We start from the raw sequence: 5453 nt of genomic DNA on the forward strand, positions 1-5453 counted from the left end.
CTAATCCTTAAGAAGCTAAGAAGCTAAGAAGCTAAGAAGCTAAGAAGCTAAACCATTAAGCATGATGCTGGGTTTAGCTTCCAAAATAGCGTCTAAGCAGCCGTAGATGCTTCGTTTAAGACTTTTGCGCCGCGTAGCATGGCTTCGATTAATTCGCCCGCATTGAACTTCTCAAGCGCTTCATGTGCACCTACCTGATTGGCTCGGTCGACACAGATCTCACTGGACAGTGAGGTATGCAAAATACAGTAGGCATGACTCAGTGCGCTGTCATTTTGTACTTCAAACGCAAGCTCATAGCCATCGAGTCCAGGCATCTCAATATCACTCACGAGTAGATCAATTGCATTGCCAGCGCTGGCTTGGCGACGCATTAGATCGATCGCATCTAAGCCGTTATTACAAATGCTGTAAGGGATGTTGATGCTGTCTAAGGCATCTGATAGCTGTTTCCGCGCGATTAAAGAGTCATCAACCAATAAGATATTCAGCGCTTTGAGACGCTCCCTTTCTACATCGGTCAGCATTGGAATATGTGCGTTTTCATAAGCCGGGTAGATCTTAGAAAGTAATAACTCCACGTCGAGCATTTGCACGATACGATCTTCAAAACGCGTAATACCCGTCACAAACACATTACGACCCACACTGGCGGGTGGCGATTCAATACTTTTCCAATCACATTCAATGATTTTATCAATCGAACGAACCAGAAATGCCACTACTGTTCTTAAGCAATCGGTGACGATGAGCACACAATCTTGGTATTCAGCGGGTGTTATCGGTCGAAAGCCAATCGCTGCAGACATATCAATGACTGGAACGGTAAGATCGCGGATGGTCACCGTCCCAATCACGTGATGATGGGAGTATGGGATTTGAGTCATCGGCTGAAAAGGCACTATTTCTCTTACCTTAAGCGTGCCAATCGCAAAACTTTGAGTAAGGGATAATTTGAACATCAACATTCCCTGTGACTGACTCGCTTTACTGATCGGTTTGGCCATAAGTGGCTCCTACTTAATACGCGCTTAATTTATAAGGATTAATTTAAAGGGAAACAGGGGTATCGGCAAGTCACTATACGGTTTTTAGGGGCTTTAAGGCAGTTGTTTTCGGTTATAGAGTGAAGATTGACAGTTCTTGGGTTAAAATCACGCTAAACGCGCGCTGTCGATGGTTTTATGTCGACAAGTCGTTAGCGATAAACAGAATTACAACAGTCAGTTCATTAACGATGTTCTAAACCGTCGTAAGTAAACTGACCGCAACACACTGAGAATTATCATGGCAAGAACAGCAGCAGCGCTTCATATTTTGGTGAAGCACAAAGAAGTAGCAGAAGACATCATCAAGCAGCTTAAAAAAGGCGCTAAGTTTCAAACGCTAGCGAAGAAGCATTCAACGTGTCCATCTGGTAAAAAGGGCGGCGACCTAGGCGAGTTCAAAAAAGGTCAAATGGTGCCTCAGTTTGATAAGGTTTGTTTCTCTGGCGAGACGCTAGTACCACACCTTGTAAAAACAAAATTTGGCTGGCACGTCGTGAAGGTTCTTTACAGAACTTAGTCATAAATATGTGTTAGATTGAATAAAAGGAGCGTATATACGCTCCTTTTTTGTCACTTTTTTGCGCATTTTGAAGCACTACGGTTGAGTGTTCATCCCAGACGTTATGCGATAATTGGCACTACGCCCTTGACTATCCGCCGTGACTAATCGGTGGGAGGAGGAGGGTTTTTAATGAGTAACTCATATAATAAATACCATTCTTAAGGAAATTTATGCAGCTTTGCCTTTTAGCCTTTGTATTTATCTAGAAAGCTGTAAACAAGTTTGGTAGGAGAACAACATGGATAGTTCAGCTATGTTAAGCAACCCAGCGACAGATGTGATTTTGCATGCCTTTGACTGGTGCTACGCTGACGTAATGAAGAACGCCCCACTGATCCAAGAATTGGGTTATAAATCTGTTTTAGTATCACCGGCAATGAAGTCGTTACGCGGACCAAAAGGTTGTGACCGTGATTCTGGCACCCAATGGTGGCAGCGCTATCAACCACAAGATTATCGTGTGATTGATAATCAGCTTGGTGACACACAAGATTTCACTGCGATGGTGAACACGTTAAAGCAACACGGGCTTCGTACCTATGTGGACGTCGTGTTTAACCACATGGCCAATGAGTCGGGTATCCGTGGCGATTTAACGTATCCAAATCAGCAAGACATGGCGTCTTATCAAGAAGATGCTGACTATTACGAATCTATACGTTTGTTTGGCGATCTTTCTAAGCCTTTATTTGATGAAAACGACTTTGTTGAAGCGTTTGGTATCAAAAACTGGAAAGACACTTGGGAAGTGCAGAACGGACGTATTACCGGTGGAGTTAGTGACCCTGGCTTGCCAACGCTGTTAGACAACGACAATGTGGTCGCGCAGCAGAGAGCTTACTTAAAAGCCTTAAAAGAGATTGGCGTGAAAGGGTTTCGCATAGACGCAGCGAAACACATGACACTGTCACATCTACGCAAGGTGTGGACTGATGATATCTGCGAAGAAATGCACATCTTTGGCGAGATCATTACTGATGGTGGTGCGACCAAAGAAGAGTATGAGTTGTTCCTTGAGCCTTACCTCAAACACACTCGCTTAGGCGCTTACGATTTCCCTCTGTTCAATACCATCTTCAAATCCTTTGAAGAGCAGGGCAGCTTTAAGTCTTTGATCAATCCTTACTGTTTTGGTCAGGCGTTATCGAATATGCGAGCAATCACTTTTGCCGTCACTCATGATATTCCAAATAATGAAGTATTTTTGGATCACGTAATGGGTGAAGTTGACGAGCGGTTAGCTCACGCCTTTATTCTTGGTCGAGACGGCGGTGTGCCGCTTGTTTACAGTGAACTGAGTACCAGCGGCATTCTGGATCAGAACGGTCAGCCTCGTTGGCTTAACGATTGGCAAGCGCCTTACATGAAAAACATGATTCAGTTTCATAACCATGTTCATGGCGAAGCGATGCGTGTGGTTGAGGCAAATGATGATTTGCTGGTGTTTGTCCGTGGCGACAAAGGCATTGTGGTGATCAACAAGTCGAAGCGAAGTAAAACGGCATCACTGACTTGGACTGGTACAGTAACGGATTTATTGTCTGGTGCAGTGTTTGATTGTGTCGATAAGACGCTAACCATTCAGGTTAAATCTAATCAGTGCATGATGCTGACGACCAATGAGTTCGAACCTGTGATGAGTTAAGTCTGATCGGTTAGAAAGAGAAGTCGAAAAAGAAAGACCCGTTTACTAGCATCTAGTAAACGGGTCTTTTGTTTTTTAGGTTCTTGGCTGAACGTTGGTTAAGCTATGTGTTGGTTAAGCTAAGCGCTGATTAACACAAACTTCTGTTAAACCGTGAACTTGTTCAATAGTTCATCCTGTGCACGAACATTGTCAGTTTGTACCTGCATTGCCGTGTTTGCTTCTTGAGCCGCGTTGGATACTTGTGTTGAAAGGTCTTTGATCTTAACTGTGTTGTTGTTGATCTCTTCCGCTACTAAGCTCTGCTCTTCTGCTGCTGAAGCAATTTGAATATTCATAACAGAGATACGCTGAATCGCGTCACGGATGCGGTCAAGTGAAGAGTTTGCTTGTTGAGCGCGTTCAACGGCGTCAGTGGCTGTGTCTTTACTTTGATTCATCGCGTTCGATACTGAGCTTGCACCCGCTTGGAGTTGCTCGATCATGTTGCGGATTTCAGTGGTCGATTCTTGGGTACGTTGTGCCAGAGTTCGAACTTCATCGGCAACGACTGCGAAACCACGGCCTGATTCACCAGCGCGCGCCGCTTCAATCGCCGCATTCAACGCCAGTAGGTTGGTTTGGTCTGCAATATCGTTGATTACTTTAAGAATCGTTTCGATGTTGGCTGTTGCTGATTCCAGTACTTGTACTTCTGCAACCGCTTGGTCGATACGAGCTGAAAGGTTATCAATCGCTTGAGTGGTATCACTGACTACAGATGTACCGTCTAGCGTTGCTTCGTCAGCTTCACGAGCCGCTGCTGCTGCGCCTTGAGCGTTGTTCGCTACTTCTGTTGCAGTCACTGCCATCTCGTTCATTGCAGTCGCTAATTGCTCAAGCTCTTGCAGTTGGGTATTCATCGCGTTTGCTGATTCGCCTGCACCTTTAACCGTGATTTCAGTACCACGCTTAATCTCAACACCAATCGCTTTTGATTGAATGATTTGGTTTTGCAGGTTTTCAGTAAAGGTATTAAAACCTTTTGCTAGGTCAGAGAACTCTTGGTCTGTGTTGGTATCTAGGCGCTTAGTTAAGTCACCTTGACCGCTCGCCACATCTTGAATTGCTTGGTTAAGCACATCAAGTGGACGCATTAACACACGAATCAAAACAGTCAGTGCAATGATGCTGAGAATAACCGCAATCAACGAGTAGATCATTGAGCTGTTTTTCAAATCTTCAACGGTTTGGTAAGCGATCTCTTCATCAAGGATAGCACCTATGTACCAATCTTCACTTGGGATGTGAGTGAAGTTCACTAGGAACATCTTGCCGTCGACTTCAATTTCTTGAGAGCCTTCACGAATGCTTGCTTGTGGCATGTAGCTTGAGAGCATTTCGCCATCGTTTTTCGCATTCGGGTGAGCAATCGTTGTGCCGTCAGCAGTGACTAGGAATAGGTAGCCGGCATCGAACAAGTTCACTTGGTTTACCAATGTCGCAAGGTTAGTCAATTCTAGGTCGTAGAACATACCTGCCGTGAAGCGGCCGTTGTCTTTAACGGGAGTGCCCACTGATATGATGACTTTCTTGCTTGATGCATCCACATAAGGAGCGGTAACAACTAAACTGTTTTTGGATTTAGCATCAATGTACCAAGGGCGAATTCGAGGGTCGTAATCTGGACCCGCTTCCCAACCGTCATCATTTTCAATGACGAAACCGTTTGCTTCGTAACCAAAGCCAACCGCAAGGAAGCTGCTTTTAAGCTTTGGCTTTTCTAATATTTCTTTTACGTAAGTACGATCTTCAGGGTTGATCTCGATGACTTCAGTCGTCGATTGAGCCAACGCTTTCTTGGCGTTCATCTCTGATTCGACGGTATTTTTAACGCCAGAGACCATTTCTTTCAGGCTTGCATTGACGTGGTTTTCTACAGCACTTCTTACAGTGTAAAGTTGTTGTATTGAAAGCAATGATACTGTCACTAGCAGCAAGGCTGATGATGCAGCAACCACCTTATGGCTAAATTTCATTGAGTTTTCCCCTTCTCACAGACTTTGCGAAGACTAAAGTTAATCGTATTTTTGTAATACCAATTCCATTAATTAACTTACCAATCGAGTCCAATCTCTAAAGCAGAGGGATTGGACTCTGCGTTTATCTTCACAAAAACTGTTCCAAGCATTGCATACTGAGTTCACTATATCGTTAT

At 44.3% G+C, this 5453-nt stretch carries 4 protein-coding genes; 2 read left to right on the forward strand and 2 right to left on the reverse strand.

Annotated elements, in window-relative coordinates:
• Positions 1-92: 92 nt before the first annotated feature.
• Positions 93-1007: a chemotaxis protein gene (locus H5300_RS25230; protein ID WP_004731853.1), complete on the reverse strand. Its 915-nt coding sequence runs from the start codon at positions 1005-1007 to the stop codon at positions 93-95.
• A gap of 280 nt (positions 1008-1287) precedes the next feature.
• Between H5300_RS25230 and ppiC the strand changes: the two genes are divergently transcribed.
• Positions 1288-1566 (forward strand): peptidylprolyl isomerase PpiC, encoded by a 279-nt coding sequence (gene ppiC / locus H5300_RS25235; protein ID WP_004731852.1) that lies wholly within the window; start codon positions 1288-1290, stop codon positions 1564-1566.
• Between the two features lie 283 nt (positions 1567-1849).
• On the forward strand, positions 1850-3256 hold the full coding sequence (locus tag H5300_RS25240) for an alpha-amylase family glycosyl hydrolase (RefSeq protein WP_182797203.1): 1407 nt from the start codon (positions 1850-1852) through the stop codon (positions 3254-3256).
• Positions 3257-3402: 146 nt separating this feature from the next.
• Here the strand turns inward: H5300_RS25240 and H5300_RS25245 are convergent, their stop codons facing one another.
• The gene (locus H5300_RS25245) at positions 3403-5274 is read right to left on the reverse strand and encodes a methyl-accepting chemotaxis protein (protein ID WP_182797204.1); all 1872 of its coding nucleotides are present in this window, start codon (positions 5272-5274) and stop codon (positions 3403-3405) included.
• Positions 5275-5453: the final 179 nt, after the last annotated feature.

The sequence above is a fragment of the Vibrio sp. SG41-7 genome, from assembly GCF_014164465.1.
Taxonomy (GTDB): Bacteria; Pseudomonadota; Gammaproteobacteria; order Enterobacterales; family Vibrionaceae; genus Vibrio; species Vibrio splendidus.